Below are 24220 nucleotides of genomic sequence, written 5' to 3' on the forward strand. Positions count from 1 at the left end.
CCCGCTGGGCGCCCCTTTTTTTTGCCGGAGGCAAGCAGGCCTCAGGCCTGCATCGACAGGCGCGCCAGTTCGTTCTTGATCCAACCGGCGATTTCGCGCTGGCGCTGGGCCGGCATGCGGTCGATGATGGCCGTGACGCTGACTGCCAGGATAGGCGCGCCCTGCGCGTCCAGCAGCGCGCAGCCCACGCCCAGCGCGCCGCGCACCGCGTGGTTGCCCACCACGGAATAGCCGCGGGCGCGGGTGTTTTCGATCAGGCGGAACATTTCCTGCGGCGTCATGCCGCCGTATTCGTCCAGCCGTCCCGAGTTGCGCTCGACGATGCCGCGCGCAACGTCGTCGGGCAGGGCGGCCAGCAAGGCCATGCCGCCCGATCCCACGCCCAGCGGCTGGCGCTTGCCGGCGTAGGTGGCCAGGATCTGCACCGGATAGCTGCCGATCTCGCGATGCAGGCTGATGGAGTCGTCCTCTTCGCGCACTACCAGGAATACCGCGTCGCCGGTGCGATCGGCCAGGCGCCGCAGCACGGGCAGCAACTGGCGCACGCGCGGGTCGCGCGAGCGCGTGTCCGGGTCCACCGCCAACTGGGCGCGGTACTTCTTGGTGCCGGTCACGGCCAGCACCAGCCCGGCATCCAGCAGGGCGGCCAGCAGGCGGTAGATGGTGGGACGCTGTATGCCCGTGAGGCGGGCGATATCGGTCACGCTCAGGCCGTCAGGGCCCTGGTCCCGCAGGGCGGCCAGGACGGCCAATCCGCGCCGCAATGTGCGTGGGCCCGCGGCCGCGGCGTCGCTATCTTGCATGAAAATCTCTGAAAACTCGGGTTATTACGGAATATTCAAGGGAAAACCACTGTCCGTGCTGTGGACTCTACCTTGATGCAGTGCATGTGTATAGCTCAGAATGCTGCATCGAACAATTCAAATCGTCCATTCAATGGACAGTACCTGCACGGAGACTCTATGACTACAGGTCAAAAGCCTGGACTGCGGCGCATTGCCGCCACCCTTCTGGCTACCGCCGCAAGCGCATTCGCAATGGGTTCGGCCCATGCCGCCTATCCCGACAAGCCCGTCCGCATCGTGGTCGGTTTTTCCGCCGGCGGCACCACTGACGTGATCGCCCGCATCATGGCCAAGGAGCTGACCGAAAGCCTCGGCCAGTCCTTCGTGGTCGAGAACAAGCCGGGCGCCGGCAGCAATATCGCCACCGACCAGGTAAAGCGCGCAGACCCCGACGGCTACACGCTGCTGTTCGTGGCCGTGACCAGCGCCATCAACCAGACGCTGTACAAGAACGTCAATTTCGACCTGACCAAGGATTTCACGCCGGTGGCGCTGGGCGCCAAGGTGCCGAACATCCTGGTGGTGAACCCGACAGTGCCTGTGAAATCGGTGCAGGAACTGGTGGACTACGCCAAGAAGAATCCCGGCAAGCTGGCGTTCGCCTCGTCCGGCAGCGGCACGTCCATCCACATGGCGGGCGAGCTCTTCAAGATGCAGACCGGCATCGACGTGCTGCACGTGCCCTACAAGGGCAGCGCGCCGGCCGTGACCGACCTGATCGGCGGCCAGGTGCAGTTCATGTTCGACAACATGCCGTCGGCCTGGCCCCACGTGCAGTCGGGCAAGCTGCGCGCCCTGGCCGTGACCACGACCGAGCGCTCCAAGAGCGCGCCTGACGTGCCGACCATGAAGGAATCCGGTTTCGCCAACTTCGACGTGTCTTCGTGGTTCGGCCTGATCGCGCCCGCCGGCACGCCGCCGGAAGTCGTGAACAAGCTCAACGCCGCCATGGTCAAGGCCCTGGACAAGCCCGAAGTGCAGCTCAGCTTCGAGAAGCTGGGCGCCGTGGGCGTGAAGACGACGCCGGCCGAATTCGGCCAGTTCATCAAGTCGGAAGTGGAAGGCTGGGCCCCCGTGGTCAAGGCCTCGGGCGCCAAGGTGGACTGATGTTCGATTTCCGGGCGGCAAGCCGCCCGGCAAACCTTGCTGGGGGACAGGCGTAAGCCTGCGCCCCTATTTTTTTGCCCCGCCGTTGCGGCGCGCCGTGGCCAGCATGGCCGTGCAGACCCCGCGCATCATGTCCACCTCGTCGCGGCTCAGCGCAAGGCGGGAGTACAGGTGCCGCATGCGCGGCATCAGCTTCTTGGGGTGGGCAGGATCCAGGAACTGCACTCCGACCAGCGCTTCTTCCCAGTGCGCCAGGAAGGCCTGTACCGCCTCGCCCGAAGCCGGCGCCGCGCCGCGCGGCGCCTCTTGCGCGGTGGAGGCCGGCAGCAGCGCCGCGCCCTGGTCCACCAGCAGCGCGTAGCGCAGCTCCCAGGCGGCCAGCTGCAGGGCCTGGGCCACGTTCAACGAGCTGTACTCAGGATTGGCAGGGATATGGCAGATGCGATGGCACAGCGCGATCTGGGCGTTGGTGAGCCCGGCGCGTTCGGTGCCCAGCACCACGGCGGCCACGCCTTCGGCCGTTTCGCCCAGGTGGGCGCGGGCCAGTTCGGCCGCCTGGCGGATGTCGCAGGGCGGGGGGCCCAGGTCGCGTACCCGCGCGGTCAGCGCGAATGCCATGGTGACCGGGGCCAGCGCTTCTTCCAGGGACCCGTAAATGCGGGCATTTTCCAGCACGTCCAGCGCGCCGCTGGCGAGCGCCACGGCCTCCGGCTGGCTTGTTACATCTGGAAATTTAGGCTCGACCAGAACCAGTTCGGAGAAGCCCATCGTCTTGATGGCGCGGGCCGCCGAACCCACGTTTCCGGGGTGGCTGGGGTTCACCATAACGAAGCGAACACGTGAAAATGCTTGAGTCATTTAAAATGGCACGTTTGGCTTAGTGCCTTCCTGGTTTTTTGGGTCGATTTCCCCCTGTTGGGGAACGGCGGACCGGGGGGCGGCAAGCGGCCTATCATCAAGCCAACTCATCGCATTCGTACGGAATTTTATGCACCCGATGCTCAACATCGCCATCAAGGCGGCCCGGCGTGCCGGCACCATTATCAACCGTGCCAGCATGGATTTGGAACGACTCAGCGTGGCTCGCAAGGGGCCGCGGGATTATGTCACGGAAGTCGATCGCGCCGCCGAGGAGTCGATCGTCGAGACGCTGCGCGCGGCTTACCCGGACCACGCCGTGCTGGGCGAGGAATTCGGCCTGCAAGGCCCCGAGCAGGCGGAATTCCAGTGGATCATCGATCCCCTGGATGGCACCACCAACTTCATCCACGGCCTGCCCAACTACGCCGTGTCGATCGCGCTGACGCAGCGCGGCCAGGTCACGCAGGCGGTCATCTATGACCCGACCCGCAATGAACTGTTCACGGCCAGCCGTGGCAGCGGCACCTTCCTGAACGACCGCCGCGTGCGCGTCTCGGGCCGTACCCGCTACCACGAGGCCCTGCTGGGCGCGCACTGGCCCAACTCCGGCGATCCGGAACAAGGCTCCGCGCGTTTCCGCCAGATGGCCGAAGGCAGCACTGGCGTGCGCCGCCTGGGCTCCACCGTGCTGGACCTGGCCTACGTGGCCTGCGGCCGCCTGGACGGCTTCTGCGGTGTGGGCCTGAAGGCCTGGGACCTGGCGGCAGGCAGCCTGATGGTGCTGGAAGCCGGCGGCCTGGTGGCCGACTTCGACGGCGAGCAAGGCTGGATGGACAGCGGCAACGTGCTGGCCGCCAGCCCCAAGATCTTCACGCAGATGCTGTCCTCGCTGAATCCGCCTTCGGCGGCTTGAGGCGGAACGCTTCCGCCAGAATGAAATAAACCGGCCATGGCCGGTTTTTTCATGCGCGGGCGCAGGCTCAGCCGGCCTGACCCTGCAATACCAACTGCCCATCCTCCGCCACAAACCACGCGCGCAGCCCCAGCTCCCGCACCACCGCCTGCGTCGTTTCCAGCGGCATGTTCGAGAAAGCCGTCGATAGGGCATCGGCCATGGTCGCGGACGGCGCCATGACGGACACGCTCAGGTATCGCGGCCGCGCGCGGCCGGTGCGGGGATCGAACAGATGCGTGTACCGGCCCGCGGGGTCGATGGCGGTGCCATAGCCGCCGGAAGTTGCCAGGGCCTGGTTCGTCATGCTGGCGCTTGCCAGCTGGCGCGCCGGGTCGCGCGGATCGGCGATGCCGACCTTCCAGGGCTGCGGCGTAGCGCTACTGTCCAGCCCCTGTATTTCACCCATGTCCACCAGCGCCCGCTCCAGCCCAGCGCGCCTGAGCAGGTCGGTGACGCGGTCGGTGATGTAGCCCTGGGCGATGCCGTTGAGCGTGATGCCCATGCCGGGCCGCAGCAGTTCGATGCGGCTGTCGTCCAGCATCACGTCGGCATGCGACACGCGCGATAGCGCCTGCGCGATGGCCTGGGCCGGCGGACCGTCGGCGGCGGCGCCGGGCTGCGAGAAGTGTTCGGCATACAGCTGCCACAGCGGCTGCACGGTGGGATCGAACATGCCTGAGGTCAATTCGCTGTAGCGCCGGCTTTCGCTCAAGAGTCGCAGCAAGTCGGCCGGCGGATTGTCCAGGAAGCCCTGGCGGTTCAAACGCGAAAGCGCGCTGTCGTCGCGATAGAGGCTGAAGATGGCTTCCAGCCGCCGCAGTTCCTGCAAGGACTGAGCGATCAGGCGCTGGGCCGCTGCGGCGTCGGGATGGTAGAGACGCAGCTCGGCATCGGCCCCCAGCGCCGTGCCTTGCCAGGTGACGGGTGCAATCGAGGCGGCGGCGCGGCGCGCGGCGACGGGGGCCAGTGCCAGCGCGCTGGCTGCGGCGGCGATGCCGATGAAACGGCGGCGGGTAGGGTTCATGGCGATAGGCCTGTAGAGGCGCGGGCTATTGGGCGAAGACATAGCTTTCCGGCACGTCGGCAAAGGTGACGACGCGGCCGCCGTGGGTATCGGCGAAAGCCTGCGCATGGTCGCGGCGGGAGAAGGGGATGGCATCTTCGGCACCCATGCCGCCGATGTAGCGGCCTTCGATGACGTAGTACGCCTGCCGCGCGTCGATCCAGGCCGCCGGGTCCGGCGCGCCGCCCGCGCCCGCGGTGGACATGTCGTTGACGTAGATGGCGCTGATGCCCTTGGGTTCTTCGGGCAGCAGGGTGTAGGCGAAGACCTGCTTGATCGAGGAGAACCACACGGGCGCGGCCTGCCCCTTGACGAATATCTGTCCCTTGGGACCGTTGTGTTCGCTCAGCGCCATGCCGCAGTAATGGCCGACGGACTCCGTCGTCACGGCCTGCGGCGGAGGCGCGGTTTCGGGCGCGGCGCCGCTGCCGCAGCCCGCGGCCAGCAGCACGATGGAGGTGGCCAGCATGAGTCGCAGGGATTTCATAGCGGTTTGTTCCTGAAAGCGGCGGTCGCCAGCAGGAACGGCACGGCGATCCACAGCAGCAGCGCCGCGACCAGCGCGGCGAGCGGCAGGCTGGCCTGGTCGCTCACGCCCGCCATGCCGGCATACAGCGAAATGTTCTCGAAGCCCGTCAGGTTGAGCAGGCGGTATACGTCGGACGGGTTGAGCAGCAGCAGCGCGTTGAGCAGGCCGGGGCTGACGTGGCGGCCCTGGTCGGCCGCCAGCACGCCCAGCAGCGCCATGTCGTAGATCACCACGAAGAACAGCCAGACGCCGACGGCGATGCCGGCGGCCGTGGCGCGCTCGCGCACCAGCGAACTGATCAGGTAGCCCATGGCGAGAAAGCTCGCGCCCAGCAGCACGCTGGCGCCGATCAATAGGGCGAACGGCTGCCAGGCGCTGGGGTCCAGGCCGCCGTAGGCCCATTGCAGCGCCAGCCCGGCGGAACCGTAGCCCGCGCCCGTGGCCAGCGCCAGGATGGCCAGGTGGCCGATGAATTTGCCGATCAATACCTGGCCGCGCGAAACCGGGTAGCTGAGCAGCAGCGCCATCGTGCCCCGGTCGACCTCGCCGACCACGGCGTCATAGGCCAGCAGCATGGCAATGAGCGGCACCAGGAAGATCGACAGGCTGGACAGGCTGACCACCGTGACGGTCAGCGGCTCGGCCTTGACGGTGCCCGTGGGCGAGCTGCCCAAAAGGCCCAGCGCCAGCGCCAGCGCGGCCAGCAGCAGGGCGGTCGCCAGCACCCAGCGATTGCGCAGGCCGTCGCGGATTTCCTTGCCGATGATGGTGCATACCGCGTTCATACGTCTTCCCGTTCAAGCAGATGTGCATAGATGTCGTCCAGGCCCGGGACCTGGATGTCGAGGTCGGCGATGGCCGACGACAGCGCGCCGATGCCGCGGATCGCTTCGACCTTGCCGCTCTCGGGGCAGGCCAGTTCAAAGCGCCCGGCATCGATGCGGCGCCAATCGCCGCCGGGCGGCGGCGCGCTGGCATCGGCAAAGGTCAGGCGGATGCGGATGGGCAGCCCGGTGGAGCGCCGCAGCGCCGACATCGCGCCGTCGGCGATCTTTTTTCCGGCCTTCATCACGACGATGCGGTCCGCATGGCCGGCCAGTTCGGACAGGGCGTGCGTGCTCAGCAGTATCGTGGCGCCGGCCGCGCGCAGTTCGTGGACGATGTCGTAGAACATCAGGCGCGAGGCGGGGTCCAGGCCGGTGGTGGGCTCGTCGAACAGCAGCACGCGGGGCTGGCCCAGCAGCGCCTGCGCCAGCGCCAGGCGCTGCCGCATGCCCTTGGAGTAGCCGCCCACGCGGCGGCGCGCGGCGCCGGCGATGCCGACCTTCTCCAGCAGCGCGGCGTTGCCCGACAGCGGCTGGCGCTTGAGCCTGGCGTAGAACGCCAGGGTTTCCTCGCCGGTCATCGAGGGATGCAGCGCCACGGTCTCGGGCAGGTAGCCGATCCGGCCGCGCAGGCGCGCCGCGGCGGGGCTGTGCGCGTCCTGGCCGAAGATCGCGACGCGGCCGCGGGTGGGACGTATCAGGCCCAGGATGAGCTTGATCATCGTGCTCTTGCCGGCGCCATTGTGTCCGGCGAGCGCAACGCATTCGCCTTCGCGTAGCTGCAGGTCCAGGCCGTCGATGGCCTGATGCGCGCCATAGTGCTTGCTGACGCCGGTAAGCGCCACCAGGTCGGTGCTCATGGGGATTCCTTGGTGCTTGCGGTGGGCGGAGGCTGCATCAGCGGGGCGCTGTCGATCACGCCGCCTGGCAGGATGGCGGGAAACTGCGACTGGGCCCAGCGCACGATGGAAATCGACGGGCTGTTCAGCAGGATGCGGGCCGCCGGCGCGCGCCACAGCAACTGGTCGACCACGTCGTTCGGCCGGTAGGCGGTGTCGGCGATGCCGTCGCCGTCCAGGTCGAACGCGGTGTTGTCGCTCCAGTAATTGCCGCGCCCGTCCACCGACCAGTCCAGTGTGCGCGTGCCCACGTACTTCACCTGGTTGCGGTTGTTGATGAAGGCGTTGCCCGAGATCCGGTTGCCTTCGGACCCGGCCGTGAAATGCACGCCGATGTCGCAGTTGGAGAAATGGTTGTCCAGGAAGGTGTTGCGGTTGGCGTTGTAGATGAACACGCATTTCCCGGCGCGGTCCACCGTGTTGTTGGCGATCGTGGAATGGTTGGCGTAGTTCAACATCAGGCCCTGCTCCTGGCTGTCCAGCGCGACGTTGTCGCGCACCACCAGCCGGTGCGAATACATGATGGCGTAGGCGATGTCGGTGCCAGTGGATACGTTGCCGCTGATCTCGCTATCGTTGGTGTACATGTAGTGCACCGCGTAGCGCAGGTCGTGGAAGCGGTTGCCGCTGAACGTGTTGAGCTTGCTGGTGTTGACGAAGATGCCATCGCGACCGGCGGATATGTCGTTGTCCAGCACGCGCGTGCCTGGCGTGTTCCACAGCGTCACGCCGTTGCCTCTCTCGGCCACGCGCAGCTCCTTGTTGCCCACGATGCGGTTGCCGCGGACGGTAGCGTCGGCTGGCCCCCAGACGTGCACGCCGACCAGGTTGTCCAGGACGTCGTTGCGCTCCACCAGCGCGCGGTGTGCCTCGCGGTCCAGGAAGATGCCGGCGTCCATGTCGGACAGGCTCAGGCCGGAGCGCGTGACGGTCAGGTTGCGCAGCGACACGTCCGCGGCCGTGACCCAGACGGTGCGCCCCTGGCGCGTGCCGGCGATGACGGCCGAACGGTCCTGGGGGCCTTCCAGCGTCAGGGGCTTGTCGATGACGATGCCGCCGGCGTAGGAGCCGGGCGCCAGCCGCAGCACGTCGCCGGCCGCGGCAGAGGCGATCGCCGCCGTCAGGTCGGCGCCCGCGGCGATCTCCACGGTCGCCGCGGCCGCCGCGCCCGACAGCGCCAGCCCGGCGGCCGCCAGCAGCGCGGCGCCGGTGGTCCTGCTTGCGCTCATCCCAAGGATTGCGGCGAGCTTCATATGCGCTACGCGGTCTTCTTGGGATGGACGACCATCTGGCCGGACATCTCCATGTGCAGGGCGTGGCAAAACCACTGGCAGTAGTACCAATACACGCCCGGCCGGTCCGCCGTGAAGGTGACCGAGGATGTGGCCTGCGGCCCGATCTCCATGGCGATGCCATGGCCTTCGAGCGTGAAGCCGTGCGTCAGGTCCTCGATCACTTCCATGTTCGTGACCACCACGGTGACCTCGTCGCCCTGGTTGACCTCGAACTTCTTGATGCTGAACATGGGCGCGACCGCCATCATGTACACGCGCACCTTGTTGCCGTCGCGCACGACCTTGGCCGCATCGTCCAGCGAAACGCCGTCCTTCTTGGCCATCTGGCGGGCGTCTTCCCACATCGGGTCGTCGCGCTTCCAGACGCTTACCGGATGGACCTTGGAGCGGTGCACCAGGCACATGTCGTGCGGCTCGGCGAAGCTGGGGCCGTCATGCACCAGTTTCATCTCGTCGCCGGAAATGTCGATGAGCTGGTCGTTCTCGGGCTTCAGCGGGCCGACGTTAAGGAAACGGTCCTTCGAGAACTTGTTCAGCGACACCAGCCATTTGCCGTCGGCCTCGCGGGTCTCGCCCATGGTCGAATGGTTGTGACCGGGCTGATAGTGCACGTCCAGCTTCTGGATGATCGGGTCGACCTTTTCGCCCTTGTAGGCGCGCTTTGCCTTGTCGATGTTCCACTTGACCATCTGGCTGTCGATGAACAGCGTGGTGTAGGCGTTGCCGCGGCCGTCGAACGCCGTGTGCAGCGGCCCCAGGCCCAACTGCGGCTCCGCTACCACGCAGTCGCGCGGCTTGATCTTGTCGTCGAACAGATCGTCCAGCGTGCGCACGTCCAGCACCGTGACGGTGGGCGAGAGCTTGCCGTTGAGCACCAGGTGGATGCCGTCGGGCGCGGCGTTGCAGCCGTGCGGCGAGTTCGGCACGGGGATGTAGCGGGTGTACTTGGAACCGTGGCGTCCGTCGACGACCGGCACGCCGCCCATCATCTTGAAGTCGCCATTCTTGACGGCTTCCTCGATGCGCTTGATGTTGAACACCACGACCCAGTCCTGCTCGTTGGCCGAGGCTTCTTCCACCGTGACGCCCTTCTCCGAGTTGTAGCAGGTGGAGAACGAGTACTTGCCCTGGTAGTCGGCGTCGCCGTTGTCCAGGTTGCCGTCGACCAGCACCTGCCAGGCGACCTTCATGGTGTCGCCGTCCAGGGCGGTGTAGATGGCGAAGAAGTTCTTCTTGGGATCGTCCGTCACCTTGCCGTCGTTGGGCAGCGGGATGATGTGCTCGCCGTTGGCGAAAACGTAGCCCGTGCGCGGGTAGCGCTGCGGCCGCAGGCCATGCACGCCGGAGACGTTGGGTAGCTCGGTGATCTTGTCCGTCTTCATTACATCCAGGCGGATGCGCGCGACGCGGTTGTTGGCCTTGTCGTTGATGAACAGATAGCGGCCGTCGTAGGTGCGGTCGGTGAAGGACAGGTGCGGGTGGTGCGCGTCGCCGTTGATGAAGACGCCGCCCTTGTCCTTCAGGTACTCGCGGGTTTCGGGCGTGAGGCCTTCGGTCAGGATCTTGCGGCTTTCATTGGTGCGGCCCCAGCCGGTGGCGCTGCAATGGTTGAAGACCGGGATGCGCACCAGTTCGCGCATGGAGGGCAGCCCCAGCACGCGCACCTCGCCCGACTGGCCGCTGGAATTGAAGGCATAGTATTCGTCCAGCTCGCCGGGCGCGACGTGGCCCAGCACGCCGTTCGCGCCGCCCTTTGCATCCTTGCCGTGGGCGGTGGAGATCTGCGCCCCGGCCACCAGGCCGGCGGCGCCCGTGATGGCTGCGGTGCCGAGGAAGCTGCGGCGGGTGAGGCCGGCCTTGTCGGGATTCTTGTCTGACATGGATAACTCCTTGGTAGGGACGGCGCCCCGGGCGCCGCGGTGCGGAAAGCGGGATCAGGCGCCAGGTTCGCTATTCGGATTCGGCGCGCGGTGCATGACGATGACCTGCTCGGCGGGTTCGGCGGCGGGCGCGCGGCGGCGCTCCCGCTTGGCCTTCTTCTGGATCAGGTGTGGGCACTTCTGTTCGTGGTGGTAGAGCATCTGGCAGTGCAGGCATTGGATGCACTCGTTCGGATTGATCTCGCCGGTGGGGTCGATCGCCTGTACAGGACATTCGAGATTGCAGCGTTGACAGGGATTGCCGCAGTCGCGGTAGCGGCGCAGCCAGTTGAAGATGCGCAGCCGCGCAGGGATCGCCAGCGCGGCCCCCAGCGGACAGAGATAGCGGCAGAAGAAGCGCTCCACGAACAGGCCGGCGGCCAGCAGCGCCACGGCGAATGCGACGAACGGCCAGTAGCGCATGAAGCGCAGGATGATCGCGGTCTTGAAGGGTTCGACCTCGGACAACTGTTCGGCCAGCGCCAGGTCGTACAAGGAGAAGCCGAACAGCAGCAGGAAGATCACGTACTTCAGGGTCGACAGGCGCTGGTTCACGCCGTGGCTGATCTTGAGCTGGCGCACACCCAGGCGGCGGGCGACGCGGTTGCTGAGTTCCTGCAGCGCGCCGAAGGGGCATAACCAGCCGCAGAAGGCGCCGCGGTTCCAGAAGACCATGGAGATGGCCGTGGCGCACCACAGGATGAACACCAGCGGGTCCATCAGGAAGTACTCCCAGCGGAAGTCGCTGCGCATGGCCGAAAAGAAAGTCAGAACGTTGACCACCGAGAGCTGGGCCTGGCCGTACCAGCCGATCCAGAACAGTGCGAACGCCAGGAACGCCAGCCGCAGGCGGTCGTGCAGCAGCGGACGGCTGGCGAGCTGGTCCTGGAAGAAGAAGACGCCCACCAGCACCAGCAGCGCCACCGTCAGCACGGCGACCTGGCCGGCCTTGCCGCGCCAGATCTGTTTCCATAGCGCGGGCGCGGCGTCTTCTTCCTGCGCAGTCTGGGCAGGGGCGGCTTGATCGGCAGTCGGCGGGGGCGCGGTGGATGCCTGCGCGCCCGCCACCGGCCGGGTATAGGCCGCCGGCAGTTCATAGCTCAGGTCGAAGGTGACGAAGGCCTTGTCGCTGACGCTGAGCACGCGTTGCACCATCAGCTGCAGGCGCCAGGGCGCGACCGGATCCAGCGCGGCGTCCTCGGGCACGACGAACAGGGCTACTTCGCGGAACGCGGGCGCGCCCTGCGCGGCCACGTCGGCCAGGCGCTGGTGATTGCGGTCGCGGAAGCGGAAGCTGCTTTCGTCCTGGATGATCTCGATGCGGTCGAAGATGCCGCCGCGCACGTAGCCCGAGCCCTTGAACGAGTAGGCGCCGTTGCCGGCCACCAGCACGGCCTGCTGGCCGGGCTTGAGCCTTTCCTTCAGGCGCTGCCATTCCGTGTCGCCCAGCAGGCTGCGGCCGATCGCGGGTACGCTGACCAGCGCGGCGTACAGGTCGATGAAGCCGTCCGCGTCCGTGCTGCCTTCTGTATTGGCTGCGGCGTCGTTCCTGCCCGACGCGCGGAAGGCCTGGTTCACGTCCTCGGGGTTCAGCCGCAGATTGCGCACCGCTCCGGCATCCAGCAGGTCCTGCCAGGACTGGACGGCATCGCGCGCATCGTCCACGACGCGGGCGGCAACGGGCGCGGCCGACGGCGCCACCGTGGCGGTCTTGTCGATGCCATGGGCGCGCGCCACGGCGATGGCCGAGCGCGTGATGCTGTCGCCGATCACCATCAGCGTGACGGTCGCGCCGCTGATGATGTCCACGGGCGGCGGGGCGCCATGGCGGGGAGGGGAGTCCACGAAGTTCAGCCCGACGTAGCCGCTGATGAAATGGTCGACCTTGGACTGCGGAATGCCGATGAGCACGATGGGCTCGTGGTGCTCCACGAGGCGCGCGCCGACGATGCGTCCGTCATTGGCCAGGCCGACCAGCACGTCGATGGGCTTGCTGGAGTAGCCGCGGGTGTTGACGACGTCGGACGTCAGATAGACCACGCCCAATTGGCGCGCGCCCGCATACACCTTGGCAACCATGGGCTTGCCGGCGGGCGGGTCGGCGCGGTCCGCGCCGGGGAAGATCTGTCCGATGGGGATGCTACCCAGGAAATCCGGCAGGCGTTGGGCCTGAGCGGCGCTGAAGACCCCCGAGCACAGCAGCAGCAAGAAAAGAAAGACTGCATGCACGAACCACTTGTACCGACTGAACCCGCGCCCCGCCGCTGTGCTGCCTTGCATTTTCGTACTCTGCTGATTGTGTTTGTTTGCAGGCATCCTAAGAATGCTTGGCATCGGTCGTATTGCGGTTTGTCAATCGGCGTACGCGCGCGGACCGTGCGGAGGCAATGCCCCTGCGTTTTGTAGGGGATATCCCCGTTTTGGAGAGGTTGAACGAGGCGCTATTGATGCCGGTCAATAGCGCGCTTTGCGCTGCGCCATAGACTTGTGCGTGGCGGCAGCGACGCTAGGCATGTGCCTCGCGCGTGTCGGAAGAGCCGCCAACGTTTACGGAGAATCTCCATGCTGGCAAAAGCCACCCTCGCCATCGCCCTGTCCGCAGCCAGCCTGCCCGCGTTGGCCGCTCAGTGCGAAGCAACCATAGAAAGCAACGACGCCATGCAGTACAACCTGAAGGAAATGGTTGTCGACAAAAGCTGCAAGCAATTCACCGTGCATCTCAAGCACGTCGGCAAAATGGCCAAGGTCGCCATGGGCCACAACTGGGTGCTGACCAAGGAAGCCGACAAGACGGCCGTGGCCACCGACGGCATGAACGCCGGCCTGCCGCAGGATTACGTCAAGGCGGGAGACACCCGCGTCATTGCCCACACCAAGGTCATCGGCGGCGGCGAGTCGGATTCGGTTACGTTCGACGTTTCCAAGCTCACCCCGGGCGAGGCCTATGCCTACTTCTGCTCGTTCCCGGGCCACTGGGCCATGATGAAGGGCACGCTCAAGCTCAGCGACTGATTGGCTGTCCTGGACCTGAAAGCCGGCTGCAAGCCGGTTTTTTTTTGTCCGCTCCGACAATGGCGCCAGACCCCGGATGTCCTGGTTCTACAGGCCTAAACCGCGTGCGCCTCAGGCATAAGGACGGGGTTCGTCACCGGCGTGTCACGGATTTTCCATGTACGATTACCGGTCGTGTAACTTCTGGAGCTCCTGATGGAGTGGCTGCTGGACCCTACTGCGTGGGTCGGCTTGCTTACCCTGGTCGTCCTTGAGATCGTCCTGGGGATCGATAACCTGATTTTCATCGCCATTCTGGCGGACAAGCTGCCCCCTGCGCAACGCGACCGCGCGCGCATCATGGGCCTGAGCCTGGCGCTCATCATGCGTCTAGGCCTCTTGTCGGTCATGTCATGGCTGGTCACGCTGACCACCCCCCTGTTTTCCATCGGCCCGCTGTCGTTCTCGGGCCGCGACCTGATCCTGATGATCGGCGGCCTGTTCCTGCTGTTCAAGGGCACGATGGAACTGCATGAGCGCCTGGAGGGCTCCCAGCACGGCGGCTCATCGGGGCCGCGCGTGTACGCGAGCTTCTGGGTGATCGTCACGCAGATCGTGGTGCTGGACGCGGTGTTCTCGCTGGACTCGGTCATCACGGCGGTCGGCATGGTGGACCACCTGGCCATCATGATGATTGCCGTGATCATCGCCATCGGCATCATGCTGCTGGCGTCCAAGCCGCTGACGCGCTTCGTCAACGCCCACCCCACGGTGGTGGTGCTGTGCCTGGGCTTCCTGCTCATGATCGGCTTTTCGCTGCTGGCTGAAGCCTTCGGCTTCAAGGTGCCCAAGGGCTACCTGTACGCGGCTATCGGCTTCTCGGTCGCCATCGAGGCGCTCAACCAGGTGGCGCGCCGCAACCTGCTCAAGCTGGATGCGCGCCGGCCGATGCGCGAACGTACCGCTTCCGCAGTGCTGCGCATGCTGGGCAAGCGTCCGCCTGCCGACGAACCCGACCTGCCCAGCGCGAACGGCCCGGCCATCCCGGCTTTCGGGGTCGAGGAGCGCAATATGGTCAGCGGCGTGTTGACCCTGGCCGAGCGGTCGATTCGTTCGATCATGACGCCGCGCACGGACGTGTCGTGGATCAACATCGACGACGACCCGGAAACCATCCGCCGCCAGCTGACCGAGGCGCCGCACAGTTTTTTCCCCGTTTGCCGGGGTTCCCTGGACGAGGTGCTGGGCATCGGCCGCGCCAAGGATCTGGTGGCCGACCTGATCACCGAGGGCAGGGTGCGCCGCAACCGTCTGCGCGACCCCATCATCGTGCACGAGTCCATCGGCATCCTGCGCCTGATGGACACGCTCAAGCGTTCGCGCGGCCAGCTGGTGCTGGTGGCCGACGAGTTCGGCGCCATCGAGGGCCTGGTGACGCCGATCGACGTGTTCGAGGCGATCGCCGGCGAATTCCCCGACGAAGATGAGCTTCCCGACATCGTCGCCGACGGCGAGAACACCTGGAAAATCGACGGCGCGGCTGATCTGCACCATGTCGAGCAGGTGCTGGAAACCGAGGGCCTGGTCGATGACGCCCAGGATTTTTCAACCCTGGCGGGGTACCTGCTGTCGCGCTTCGGGCACCTGCCCAAGCCGGGCGACGTCTGCGAGTACGAGATCCACCATGAGCATTTCCGCTTTGAAGTCCTGGAAATGGACGGCCGCCGCATCGCGCTGGTGCGCGTCGAGAAGCGGCCGCAGGAAATGCTTGCGGACGACGAATCCCTAGCCAACGACTAACTGGACCGACCTGTCATCGTGACCGAAAACACCCTATATCTGATCAAAGCTTTCGTCCTGGGCATCATCGAGGGCCTGACGGAATTCATTCCCGTGTCCAGCACCGGCCACCTTATCCTGGTGGGCGACTGGATCAATTTCGAATCCAGCCAGGGCAAGGTATTCGAGGTGGTGATCCAGCTGGGCTCCATCCTGGCGGTGATGTGGGTGTTCCGCGCGCGCCTGCTGACGCTGATCCGCGGCACGCTGACCGGGGTGCCCACCGAGGTCGCTTTCACCCGCAACCTGATCATCGCCTTCCTGCCGGCCGCCGTCGTCGGCGCCATCTTCATCAAGTCCATCAAGAGCATCTTCTATCACCCGGCCGTGGTGGTCGTGACCCTGGTGCTGGGCGGCCTGATCATGCTGTACGTGGAGCGCAAGACGCACCATACGCCGGGCGACATGCCGGGCGCGGCCGACGATACCGCCTCGGATGAGCGCGCCACGGCCCGCACGCTGGAGCAGATCACCTGGAAGCAGGCCCTCGGCGTGGGCGTGGCGCAATGCCTGGCCATGATCCCGGGCACCTCGCGCTCGGGCGCCACCATCATCGGCGGCATGATCGCCGGCATCCAGCGCAAGACGGCCACCGAGTTCTCGTTCTTCCTGGCCATGCCCACGATGCTGGGGGCGGCCGTGTACGACATGTACAAGAACTTCGGCGTGCTCACCCAGCACGACCTGTCGGGCATCGCGGTGGGCTTCATCGCCGCGTTCCTGAGCGCGATGGTGGTGGTGCGCGCGGTGCTGCGCTTTGTCGCCAACCATACCTACCGCGTATTCGCCTGGTACCGGATCATCTTCGGCGGCGTCGTCGCGGCCTGGATCTTCACGCGCTGATGATGGCGTGGCCGGCGGTTCGCCGGCAGCAGCAATGACAAGGGCCGCTTGCGCGGCCCTTGCTGTTTTCCGTCACGGTGCGCCCGAGGGCTACGCTTCTGTTTCCAGGTCGTAGAACTGCAGGCCGTCCTGGTCGATGACCAGCCAGCCGCCGCGGGCGGGCGACACGTGGTCGCAGTCCCAGTCGGGCAGGACCCAGCGCTCGCGCTTCTTGCCGTCCACTTCCAGCACGTGGCGGGCGGGGCGATGGGTATGGCCATGCACCAGCACGCGCACGCCCGTCTCGCGGAAGACGGATTCAATGGCGGCGGCGTTGACGTCCATGATCTCCATGGACTTCATCTGGTTGGCGGCCTGGCTTTCGCCGCGGGCCTGCTGCGCCATCGCCAGGCGTTCGGGGATCGTCTTGGCCAGGAATTCGGCCTGCCAGCGCGGATCGCGGACCATCTTGCGGAACTGCTGGTAGGCGGCATCGTCCGTACAGAACTCGTCGCCATGGGTCAGCAGGATTTGCCCGTAATCCGTTTCCAGCAGCGCCGGTTCGGGCAGCAGCTTGGCGCCCAGGGCCTGGGCCAGTTCTTCCCCGATGAGGAAGTCGCGGTTGCCGCGGCCCAGCCAGACCGGAATCCGGCTGGCGGTGTCGCGCAGCGCCGTCAGCGCCGTGGCGAGCCACGGCGGCGCGGCGCGGATCACGTCGTCGCCGATCCAGGCGTCGAAGATGTCGCCCGGCAGCAGCAGGGCGCCGGCTTCCTCCCGCGCGGCCTCCAGGAAGGCCAGAAAGGCCTCCGAGGTGGCCGGCGTGGCCGGTCCCAGATGCAGGTCGGATGCCAGCCAGATGGGGCCGGACAGCGCGATCTTATTCAAGAACTTCGGCCTTCTCGATGATCACGTCTTCGTTCGGGACGTTCTGGTGGAAGCCCTTGTTGCCGGTCTTCACGCCCTTGATCTTGTCGACCACGTCCGTGCCTTCGGTCACGGTGCCGAACACGGCATAGCCCCAGCCGTTGGGCGTGGGCGCGGTGAAGTTCAGGAAGTCGTTGTTGGACACGTTGATGAAGAACTGCGCCGTGGCCGAGTGCGGATCGCTGGTGCGGGCCATGGCCAGGGTGTACTTGTCGTTCTTCAGGCCGTTGTTGGCCTCGTTTTCGATGGGGGCATGGGTCTGCTTCTGCTTCATGCCGGGCTCAAAGCCGCCGCCCTGGATCATGAAGCCATCGATCACGCGATGGAACACCGTGCCGTTGTAGAAACCTTCCTTGACGTAGGTCAGGAAGTTTTCGACGGTCTTGGGCGCCTTGGCGGCATCCAGGGTGATGACCATGTCGCCTTGGTTCGTTTGGAGCTTGACGCGGGGGTTGGTGCTCATGGCTTTTGTGCCTTCAGAGGTGGAGGTGGAGGAATTGGCCGCGGGGGCGGCGCTGACGAGCGCTGGGGCGAATGCAGCCAGCGCGAACGAGCACGCCGTCAGGCGCAGCAGGTGTAGGGGGGAGTAGCGGGACATCATTTGCCGTGTTTATCCTTCAGCATGGTTTCGACTTCGCGGACCTTTTCCTGCATGCCGGGCACGCCATCGCGGGCGGCCTTCTTGTAGGTGTTCAAGGCCTGCAGAAGCTGCAGATCGCCCATATTGGCGCGGGCGGCGGCATAGTTGGGATCGGCGCGCAGGGCCATCGACAGGGCGTCCTGCGCGCGGTCGAGTTCGCCGCGCCCTGCATATAGAGCCCCCAGGTTGTTCCAAGGTTCCGGCAGCTCCGGAAAGCGGTTGGTCATCTCGGTGTAGACGTCGATGGCTTCGTTGGTGCGGTTCAGGGCCGCCAGCGCGCGGGCGTGCTGGAACATCAGTTGCACGTCGGTGCCGCGCTGGTCCTTGATCTGTTCCTGGCGCTTTTCGATCATGGCAAGCGCTTCTTCGTTGTCGCCGTGGTTCAGCAGGCGCTCGATGTAAGTCGTGATCTGCGAGGCCGAGGGCGTCAGGCGGGTGTCGACGCTGGGCTTGGCGGCTTCCAGCAGCTTGGCCAGACTGTCCCAGCCACCCTCGGGCGGGATGGGGTCCAGGGTGGTGCGGCTGGCGTTGGGGTTGGTTCCCCCGCCGCCGGCCATCGACTGGGCCAGAGAGGCTCCAACCGGCGCGCCCGCAAGGGCCAGGGCGAGCAGGGCGACGCGAAAGCGCGGCTTGATAGTCACTTGGGCATCCGTTAAAAGTCTTGGCAGGCCGACGCTTACGCGCGCGACCGGGCCGCTTGCTATACTTGACGACCGCCATTTTAGCCCCGGTTGAGTTTTGGCTCGACATCGGGGACGAAGCCCCGGGATATCGTTGATGGAATGCGGGCTCGGAATGCGGGTTCGGGGCGGTCGGCGCCAGTGGGATTATGGCCCGAGGCCGAGATCGGGATCGAAACCGCGGGACCGAAATCGCAGTACCGAAATCGGCGGGATTGGAATCCGACCCGGCGGCACGCGCCGAAGGTATTTTCCTTCGGCAGCAACTTTCCGCAACCGCCACGGAAAACTTAGATAAAGCCTATAAGCGCCATGCTGCAAATCTACAACACGTTGTCGCGTACCAAAGAACCGTTCAAGCCGGCCCAGGCTGGTCAGGTGCGCATGTACGTGTGTGGCATGACCGTCTATGACTTCTGCCATCTGGGCCACGCCCGCATGCTGGTGTCGTTCGACGTCGTGCAGCGCTGGCTGCGCGCCAGCGGACTGGCGGTCGACTATGTGCGCAATATCACGGACATCGACGACAAGATCATCCGCCGCGCCGTCGAGACCGGCCGCCGCATCGGCGAAGTCACCGACTTCTACATCGACGCCATGCACGCCGACGAGCGTGCGCTGGGCGTCCAGACGCCGGACCGCGAACCGCGCGCGACCGAGTACGTCGGCGAGATGCTGGACATCATCGGCAAGCTCGAGCAGAACGGCCTGGCCTACCAGGCCGACGACGGCGACGTGAACTACGCCGTGCGCGGCTTTCCCGGCTACGGCAAGCTGTCCGGCAAGACGCTGGATGACCTGCGCGCCGGCGAGCGCGTGGCCGTGGGTTCGGCCAAGCGCGATCCGCTGGATTTCGTGCTGTGGAAGTCCGCCAAGGCCGACGAGCCTGCCGACACCAAGTGGGAATCGCCGTATGGCCTGGGCCGTCCGGGCTGGCACATCGAGTGCTCGGCCATGAGCAAGTCGCTGCTGGGCCTGCCGCTGGACATTCACGGCGGCGGTCCGGACCTGAAATTTCCGCACCATGAAAACGAGATCGCCCAGACCGAGGGCGCTTTCGGCGGCGCGCTGGCCAACATCTGGATGCACTGCGGCCCGCTCATGGTCGATTCGGACAAGATGTCCAAGTCCCTGGGCAATTTCCGCACCATCCGCCAGACCATCGCCCAGGAAGAACCGGCGGCCGATCAGGCCGTCTACCGCGTCAACCCGCGCGAAGCGGAGATGGTGCGTTTCTTCATCGTGCGCAACCATTACCGCAGCTCGCAGAACTACACGCCGGACAACCTGATCGACGCGCAGAACGCGCTCGACCGCCTGTACCAGGCGCTGCAGAATGTGCCCGCCGACACGCAGGGCATCGACTGGGACGAGCCGCAGGCCCAGGCCTTCAAGGCGGCCATGGACGACGACTTCAACAGTTCGGGCGCGGTCGCAGCCTTGTTCGAACTGGCCTCCGACGCCAACCGCAACAAGAGCGCGCGCAGCGCCGGCCAGTTGAAGGCGCTGGCGTCCCTGCTGGGCCTGCTGCAGCAGGATCCCGCGGCCTATTTCCAGTCCCCCACCCGCTATTCGGCGGCCGCCATGGAGCAGGGCGAGCGCCGTGCGCTGGACGCCGAGGCCATCCAGTCCCTGATCGACGCGCGCGCGGCCGCCAAGGCCGCCCGCAACTTCGCCGAAGCCGACCGCATCCGTGCGGAACTGCGCGAAGCCGGTATTGAACTCGACGACAAGCCGGGCGGCGTGACGCAATGGCGTCGCGCTTGAACCCGCAGGACCCGCCCGCCATGTCCACCGTCGACCTCGAGATTCCCAAGCCCGAGTACTGGGAAGCCGCCGTAGCCCACCTGATGCGGCGCGACCGCATCCTGAAAAAGATCATTCCCCAGCATCCCGAAGTCTGGCTGACTTCGCGCGGCACGCCTTTCGTGACGCTGGCGCGGGCGATCATCGGGCAGCAGGTGTCCAGCAAGGCGGCCGACACCGTCTGGACCCAGTTCATCGAGGCCGTGGGCAAGCGCCCGACGCCCGTCGCCGTGCTGCGCGTCGGCCTGGAGGGCCTGCGCGCGGCGGGGCTGTCGCAGCGCAAGGCCGAGTACGTGCTGGACCTGGCCGTGCATTTCGGCGAACGCCGGGTCCATCCCGAGAAATGGGCGGCAATGGACGACGAAGCCGTCATTTCCGAATTGACCGCCATCCGCGGCATAGGCCGCTGGACGGCGGAGATGTTTTTGATTTTCAATCTGCAGCGGCCTGATGTCCTGCCGCTGGATGATCCTGGGTTGCTCAAGGCAATCTCGCTACACTATTTCAGCGGCGAGCCTGTCTCTCGCTTCGAGGCTCGCGAAGTCTCGTTGGCGTGGCAACCCTGGCGTACCGTGGCGACCTGGTATCTGTGGCGCAGTCTGGATCCGACTCCGGTCCAATACTGACGCAAGCCAGGCAGCCCATCTACGGAACCACACTACATGCGCAATACATTTCTGGAATTCGAACAACCGCTCGCCGAGCTTGAAAACAAGATCGAGCAGCTGCGCTACGTGCAGGCCGATTCGGCCGTAGACATCTCCGACGAGATCGGACGTCTGCAGCAGAAGAGCCAGACCTTGGCCAAGGAAATCTACGCCAAGCTCACGCCCTGGCAGACGGCCCTGGTCGCCCGCCATCCCCAGCGTCCCTACACGCTGGACTACGTGCGCGAAATGTTCACCGACTTCCATGAACTGCACGGCGACCGCATGTACGCCGACGACCAGTCCATCGTGGGCGGCCTGGCGCGCTTCAACGGCACGCCCTGCATGGTCATCGGCCACCAGAAGGGACGCGACACCAAGGAACGCGCCGCGCGCAATTTCGGCATGCCGCGTCCGGAAGGCTATCGCAAGGCCCTGCGGCTGATGCGCCTGGCCGAGAAATTCGGCATCCCCGTGTTCACGTTCGTGGACACCCCGGGCGCCTATCCCGGCATCGGCGCCGAAGAGCGCGGCCAGTCCGAAGCCATCGGCCACAACCTCTATGCCATGGCCGAGCTCAAGGTCCCCGTGATCTGCACCATCATCGGCGAAGGCGGCTCGGGCGGCGCCCTGGCCATCGCCGTGGGCAATGCCGTGCTGATGCTGCAGTACGCGACCTACGCCGTGATTTCTCCGGAAGGCTGCGCCTCGATCCTGTGGCGCAGCGCCGACAAGGCGCCCGAAGCCGCCGAGGCCCTGGCCATCATCGCGCCGCGCCTGAAGGACCTGGGCCTGGTGGACCGCGTGGTCAACGAACCGGTGGGCGGCGCCCATCGCGACCCGCGCGTCATGGCCCGCCTGTTGCGCCGCGCGCTGGGCGATGCCCTGCGCCAGCTCCAGGGCATGACGCCCGAGCAGCTCGTGGAGCAGCGCGTCCAGCGCCTGCTGTCCTACGGCGCCTACCAGGAAGTGCGCGCCTGAAGCAGGCAGGGCGCCGGCATTCCCGCCGGCGCCGCGGCCTAGCGCCACGCGCCATCCCGCCATGAACGCCCGCCCAGCGTCCGATCCTCCGCATCGGGCCTCGGCGGGCGTAGTTCATTCCCTTCCCGTGTCGGCCGAGCTTGCCGCGGCCTTGCGCCGCGCCTTGCTGGCCTTGCCCGAGCGTCCGGCGCGCATCGCCGTGGCGTTGAGCGGCGGAGCCGATTCGGCCATGCTGGCCGTGCACACGGCTCCCGTGGCGCGAGAACTCGACATGGATCTGGCGTTGTTCCATGTGCACCACGGCTTGCAGGACGCCGCCGACGCATGGACGCAGCATGCGCGCACGCTGGCGGACATGCTCGCGCTGCCGCTGTCGGTGGCGCGCGTAGAGGTGGCGCAGGCCGCGGGCAAGGGCATCGAGGCGGCCGCGCGCGACGCCCGCTACGCCGCACTGGCGCAATTGGCGCGAGAGCAGGGCGTGACGCATATCCTGTTGGCCCATCATCGCAACGACCAGGCCGAAACCGTCCTGCTGCGTCTGCTGCGCGGCACCGGGCTGGTCGGCATGGCAGCCATGGCGCCGCTGTCCCGGCGCGATGGGCTGGTCTACCTGCGACCCTGGCTGGAAATCGGCCGCGAGGCGATCCTGCATGCGGCGGACGAGGTGGCGCAAGCCAGCGGCTGGAGTCCGGTGCAGGACCCCACCAATACCGATCCGCACTACACCCGGGCTGCCCTGCGCGAACTGCTGGCGCCGGCGCTCGATGCCCGCTGGCCCGGGTGGCGCGCCATCGTCGCGCGCCACGCGCGCCACATGGGCGAGGCGGCCGAGATTCTGGATGAGGTGGCGCGGGAGGATTTCGCCGCGCTCGATCCTTCTGATGACGGCGCCGGCTTTTCGCTGCAGGCGTGGCGCGGGCTGTCCGAGGCGCGGCAGGCGCACGTGCTGCGCCATTGGCTGGAACGCAATGGCGCCCGCATGCCGACCGACGCCAGGATGCGCGATCTGCTGCGTCAGCTGCGCGGGTTGCACAGCCTGGGCCATGACCGCCAGTTGCGGGTGGAACAGGCTGGCCACGTCATCCGCTGCCACCGGGGCAGGGTCTGGGTCGAACCCCGGGAATAAGCGGATCAGCGCCGCCAATGTCCCCAAATAATCGCGCTGTGGACAGAATTTTGCACAAGCTGCGCAAATTTTTACCGCCGCGCTAGAATATACGGCTTTGCCCGTCAACCTTTTGCGGCGGGTTCCCAGCCAGAGTACGAGATGTCCCTGATCGTTCACAAATATGGCGGTACTTCGATGGGCTCGGTCGAGCGCATCAAGAACGTGGCGCGTCGCGTCGCGAAGTGGCACGCTGCCGGCCACCAGGTTGTCGTTGTTCCGTCGGCGATGGCGGGCGAGACCAATCGCCTGCTCGGCTTGGCGCGCGAGATTACGCCGCAGCCCGACAGCCGCGAGCTCGACATGATCGCCGCCACCGGCGAACAGGCCAGCAGCGGCCTGCTGGCCATCGCGCTGCAGGCCGAAGGCGTGCCGGCGCGCAGCTATGCCGGTTGGCAAGTGCCCGTGCGCACCGATTCGTCGTTCACCAAGGCGCGCATCTCGTCGATCGACGACGAGCGCATCCGCGCCGATCTGGACGCCGGCCGCGTGGTCATCGTCACGGGCTTCCAGGGCGTTGACCCGGAAGGCCACATCACCACGCTGGGCCGCGGCGGTTCCGACACCTCGGCCGTGGCCGTGGCGGCCGCCATCAAGGCCGACGAATGCCTGATCTACACCGACGTGGACGGCGTCTACACGACCGATCCGCGCGTGGTGCCCGAAGCGCGCCGCATGGCCGTCGTTTCCTTCGAGGAAATGCTGGAAATGGCTTCGCTGGGCTCCAAGGTCCTGCAGATCCGTTCGGTTGAATTCGCCGGCAAATACCGTGTGCCGGTCCGGGTCCTGTCCTCGCTGACCGACCCGCTTATCCCGCTCGCAGAAGAAATGGTCTCGGGCACGCTGATTACTTTTGAGGAAGACGAAAAAATGGAAGCCGCCGTTGTCTCCGGCATCGCCTTCAGCCGCGACGAAGCCAAAATCACCTTGCTGGCCGTTCCGGACAAGCCCGGCATCGCCTTCTCCATCCTGGGCCCGGTCGCCGCCGCCAACATCGACGTCGACATGATCGTGCAGAACCAGTCCGTGGCTGGCACGACCGACTTCTCGTTCACGGTCAACCGCAACGAATTCGCCCGCGCCGTTGATCTGCTCAAGCGCGAAGTCATCCCCGCCGTGGGCGCGCGTGAACTGTCCACCGACGAGAAGGTCGCCAAGGTCTCCATCGTCGGCATCGGCATGCGCTCGCACGTGGGCGTGGCCAGCCTAATGTTCCAGACGCTCTCGCAAGAAGGCATCAACATCCAGATGATCAGCACCAGCGAGATCAAGACCTCGGTGATCATCGACGACAAGTACATGGAATTGGGCGTGCGCGCGCTGCACAAGGCCTTCGGCCTGGACCAGGCGCCTGCCGAAAAGGCCTGATTCAAGACTCCGGCACGATTTTTTTTGCAATGAGTGCCCGATAGCGGGCAAGAGTGAAAA

22 protein-coding genes are annotated in these 24220 nt (G+C 66.1%); 10 read left to right on the top strand and 12 right to left on the bottom strand.

The features are described 5' to 3' along the window. Positions 1-41: 41 nt before the first annotated feature. The gene (locus HV766_RS22365; protein WP_054453200.1) at positions 42-803 is read right to left on the bottom strand and encodes an IclR family transcriptional regulator; all 762 of its coding nucleotides are present in this window, start codon (positions 801-803) and stop codon (positions 42-44) included. Between the two features lie 159 nt (positions 804-962). Here HV766_RS22365 and HV766_RS22370 point away from each other — a divergent pair, with 159 nt between their 5' ends. Beyond that, entirely contained in the window at positions 963-1952 is a 990-nt protein-coding gene (locus HV766_RS22370; protein ID WP_054453198.1) for a Bug family tripartite tricarboxylate transporter substrate binding protein, read from the top strand. A 66-nt stretch (positions 1953-2018) separates the two neighbouring features. Here the strand turns inward: HV766_RS22370 and HV766_RS22375 are convergent, their stop codons facing one another. Then, positions 2019-2810, bottom strand: coding sequence for an RNA methyltransferase (locus tag HV766_RS22375; RefSeq protein WP_119450064.1), 792 nt, complete (start codon positions 2808-2810; stop codon positions 2019-2021). Between the two features lie 130 nt (positions 2811-2940). Here HV766_RS22375 and HV766_RS22380 point away from each other — a divergent pair, with 130 nt between their 5' ends. After that, entirely contained in the window at positions 2941-3726 is a 786-nt protein-coding gene (locus HV766_RS22380; protein WP_175181868.1) for an inositol monophosphatase family protein, read from the top strand. 67 nt (positions 3727-3793) lie between these two features. Here HV766_RS22380 and HV766_RS22385 read toward each other — a convergent pair whose 3' ends face one another. The 7 genes from HV766_RS22385 to HV766_RS22415 are packed head-to-tail and all read right to left on the bottom strand — an operon-like array spanning position 3794 to position 12577. Continuing rightward, positions 3794-4792 (bottom strand): FAD:protein FMN transferase, encoded by a 999-nt coding sequence (locus HV766_RS22385; RefSeq protein ID WP_175181869.1) that lies wholly within the window; start codon positions 4790-4792, stop codon positions 3794-3796. A 25-nt stretch (positions 4793-4817) separates the two neighbouring features. Then, positions 4818-5318: a nitrous oxide reductase accessory protein NosL gene (locus tag HV766_RS22390; protein WP_119450062.1), complete on the bottom strand. Its 501-nt coding sequence runs from the start codon at positions 5316-5318 to the stop codon at positions 4818-4820. Next, a complete protein-coding gene (locus HV766_RS22395) occupies positions 5315-6145 on the bottom strand; it encodes an ABC transporter permease (protein ID WP_054453191.1) in 831 nt (276 codons plus the stop codon). Before HV766_RS22395 ends, HV766_RS22390 begins: the two co-directional genes overlap by 4 nt. Further along, the gene (locus HV766_RS22400; RefSeq protein WP_054453189.1) at positions 6142-7044 is read right to left on the bottom strand and encodes an ABC transporter ATP-binding protein; all 903 of its coding nucleotides are present in this window, start codon (positions 7042-7044) and stop codon (positions 6142-6144) included. The genes HV766_RS22395 and HV766_RS22400 overlap by 4 nt, the downstream gene beginning before the upstream one ends. Further along, entirely contained in the window at positions 7041-8312 is a 1272-nt protein-coding gene (locus HV766_RS22405; RefSeq protein ID WP_254593349.1) for a nitrous oxide reductase family maturation protein NosD, read from the bottom strand. Before HV766_RS22405 ends, HV766_RS22400 begins: the two co-directional genes overlap by 4 nt. A gap of 29 nt (positions 8313-8341) precedes the next feature. Then, positions 8342-10258, bottom strand: coding sequence for a TAT-dependent nitrous-oxide reductase (gene nosZ, locus HV766_RS22410; protein ID WP_054453182.1), 1917 nt, complete (start codon positions 10256-10258; stop codon positions 8342-8344). Positions 10259-10312: 54 nt separating this feature from the next. Then, positions 10313-12577 (bottom strand): NosR/NirI family protein, encoded by a 2265-nt coding sequence (locus tag HV766_RS22415; protein WP_254593350.1) that lies wholly within the window; start codon positions 12575-12577, stop codon positions 10313-10315. Between the two features lie 282 nt (positions 12578-12859). Between HV766_RS22415 and azu the strand changes: the two genes are divergently transcribed. The 3 genes from azu to HV766_RS22430 all read left to right on the top strand — a co-directional run bounded on the left by azu (position 12860) and on the right by HV766_RS22430 (position 15970). Further along, complete coding sequence (gene azu, locus HV766_RS22420; RefSeq protein WP_054453180.1) at positions 12860-13309, top strand: azurin; 450 nt, start codon at positions 12860-12862, stop codon at positions 13307-13309. 195 nt (positions 13310-13504) lie between these two features. Continuing rightward, the gene (locus HV766_RS22425) at positions 13505-15088 is read left to right on the top strand and encodes a TerC family protein (RefSeq protein ID WP_054453178.1); all 1584 of its coding nucleotides are present in this window, start codon (positions 13505-13507) and stop codon (positions 15086-15088) included. Between the two features lie 18 nt (positions 15089-15106). Beyond that, positions 15107-15970 (top strand): undecaprenyl-diphosphate phosphatase, encoded by an 864-nt coding sequence (locus HV766_RS22430; protein WP_119450059.1) that lies wholly within the window; start codon positions 15107-15109, stop codon positions 15968-15970. 90 nt (positions 15971-16060) lie between these two features. On the opposite strand, the gene HV766_RS22435 is transcribed toward HV766_RS22430, so the two are convergent. The 3 genes from HV766_RS22435 to HV766_RS22445 all read right to left on the bottom strand — a co-directional run bounded on the left by HV766_RS22435 (position 16061) and on the right by HV766_RS22445 (position 18154). Beyond that, positions 16061-16834 (bottom strand): UDP-2,3-diacylglucosamine diphosphatase, encoded by a 774-nt coding sequence (locus tag HV766_RS22435; protein WP_088141681.1) that lies wholly within the window; start codon positions 16832-16834, stop codon positions 16061-16063. Further along, positions 16827-17336: a peptidylprolyl isomerase gene (locus HV766_RS22440; RefSeq protein WP_042794482.1), complete on the bottom strand. Its 510-nt coding sequence runs from the start codon at positions 17334-17336 to the stop codon at positions 16827-16829. Before HV766_RS22440 ends, HV766_RS22435 begins: the two co-directional genes overlap by 8 nt. A gap of 134 nt (positions 17337-17470) precedes the next feature. Further along, positions 17471-18154 (bottom strand): tetratricopeptide repeat protein, encoded by a 684-nt coding sequence (locus tag HV766_RS22445; protein WP_054453172.1) that lies wholly within the window; start codon positions 18152-18154, stop codon positions 17471-17473. 351 nt (positions 18155-18505) lie between these two features. Between HV766_RS22445 and cysS the strand changes: the two genes are divergently transcribed. The 5 genes from cysS (at position 18506) to HV766_RS22470 (ending at position 24160) form a co-directional block, all read left to right on the top strand. After that, positions 18506-19960 (top strand): cysteine--tRNA ligase, encoded by a 1455-nt coding sequence (gene cysS, locus HV766_RS22450; protein WP_054453170.1) that lies wholly within the window; start codon positions 18506-18508, stop codon positions 19958-19960. A 20-nt stretch (positions 19961-19980) separates the two neighbouring features. Further along, the gene (locus HV766_RS22455; RefSeq protein ID WP_054453697.1) at positions 19981-20625 is read left to right on the top strand and encodes a DNA-3-methyladenine glycosylase family protein; all 645 of its coding nucleotides are present in this window, start codon (positions 19981-19983) and stop codon (positions 20623-20625) included. Between the two features lie 36 nt (positions 20626-20661). Continuing rightward, on the top strand, positions 20662-21627 hold the full coding sequence (locus tag HV766_RS22460) for an acetyl-CoA carboxylase carboxyltransferase subunit alpha (RefSeq protein WP_042794478.1): 966 nt from the start codon (positions 20662-20664) through the stop codon (positions 21625-21627). 151 nt (positions 21628-21778) lie between these two features. After that, a complete protein-coding gene (gene tilS, locus HV766_RS22465; protein ID WP_415823435.1) occupies positions 21779-22753 on the top strand; it encodes a tRNA lysidine(34) synthetase TilS in 975 nt (324 codons plus the stop codon). Positions 22754-22894: 141 nt separating this feature from the next. Further along, complete coding sequence (locus HV766_RS22470; protein WP_054453165.1) at positions 22895-24160, top strand: aspartate kinase; 1266 nt, start codon at positions 22895-22897, stop codon at positions 24158-24160. Positions 24161-24220 lie beyond the last annotated feature (60 nt).

Source organism: Achromobacter aegrifaciens (assembly GCF_902859735.1).
GTDB lineage: Bacteria > Pseudomonadota > Gammaproteobacteria > Burkholderiales > Burkholderiaceae_B > Achromobacter > Achromobacter aegrifaciens.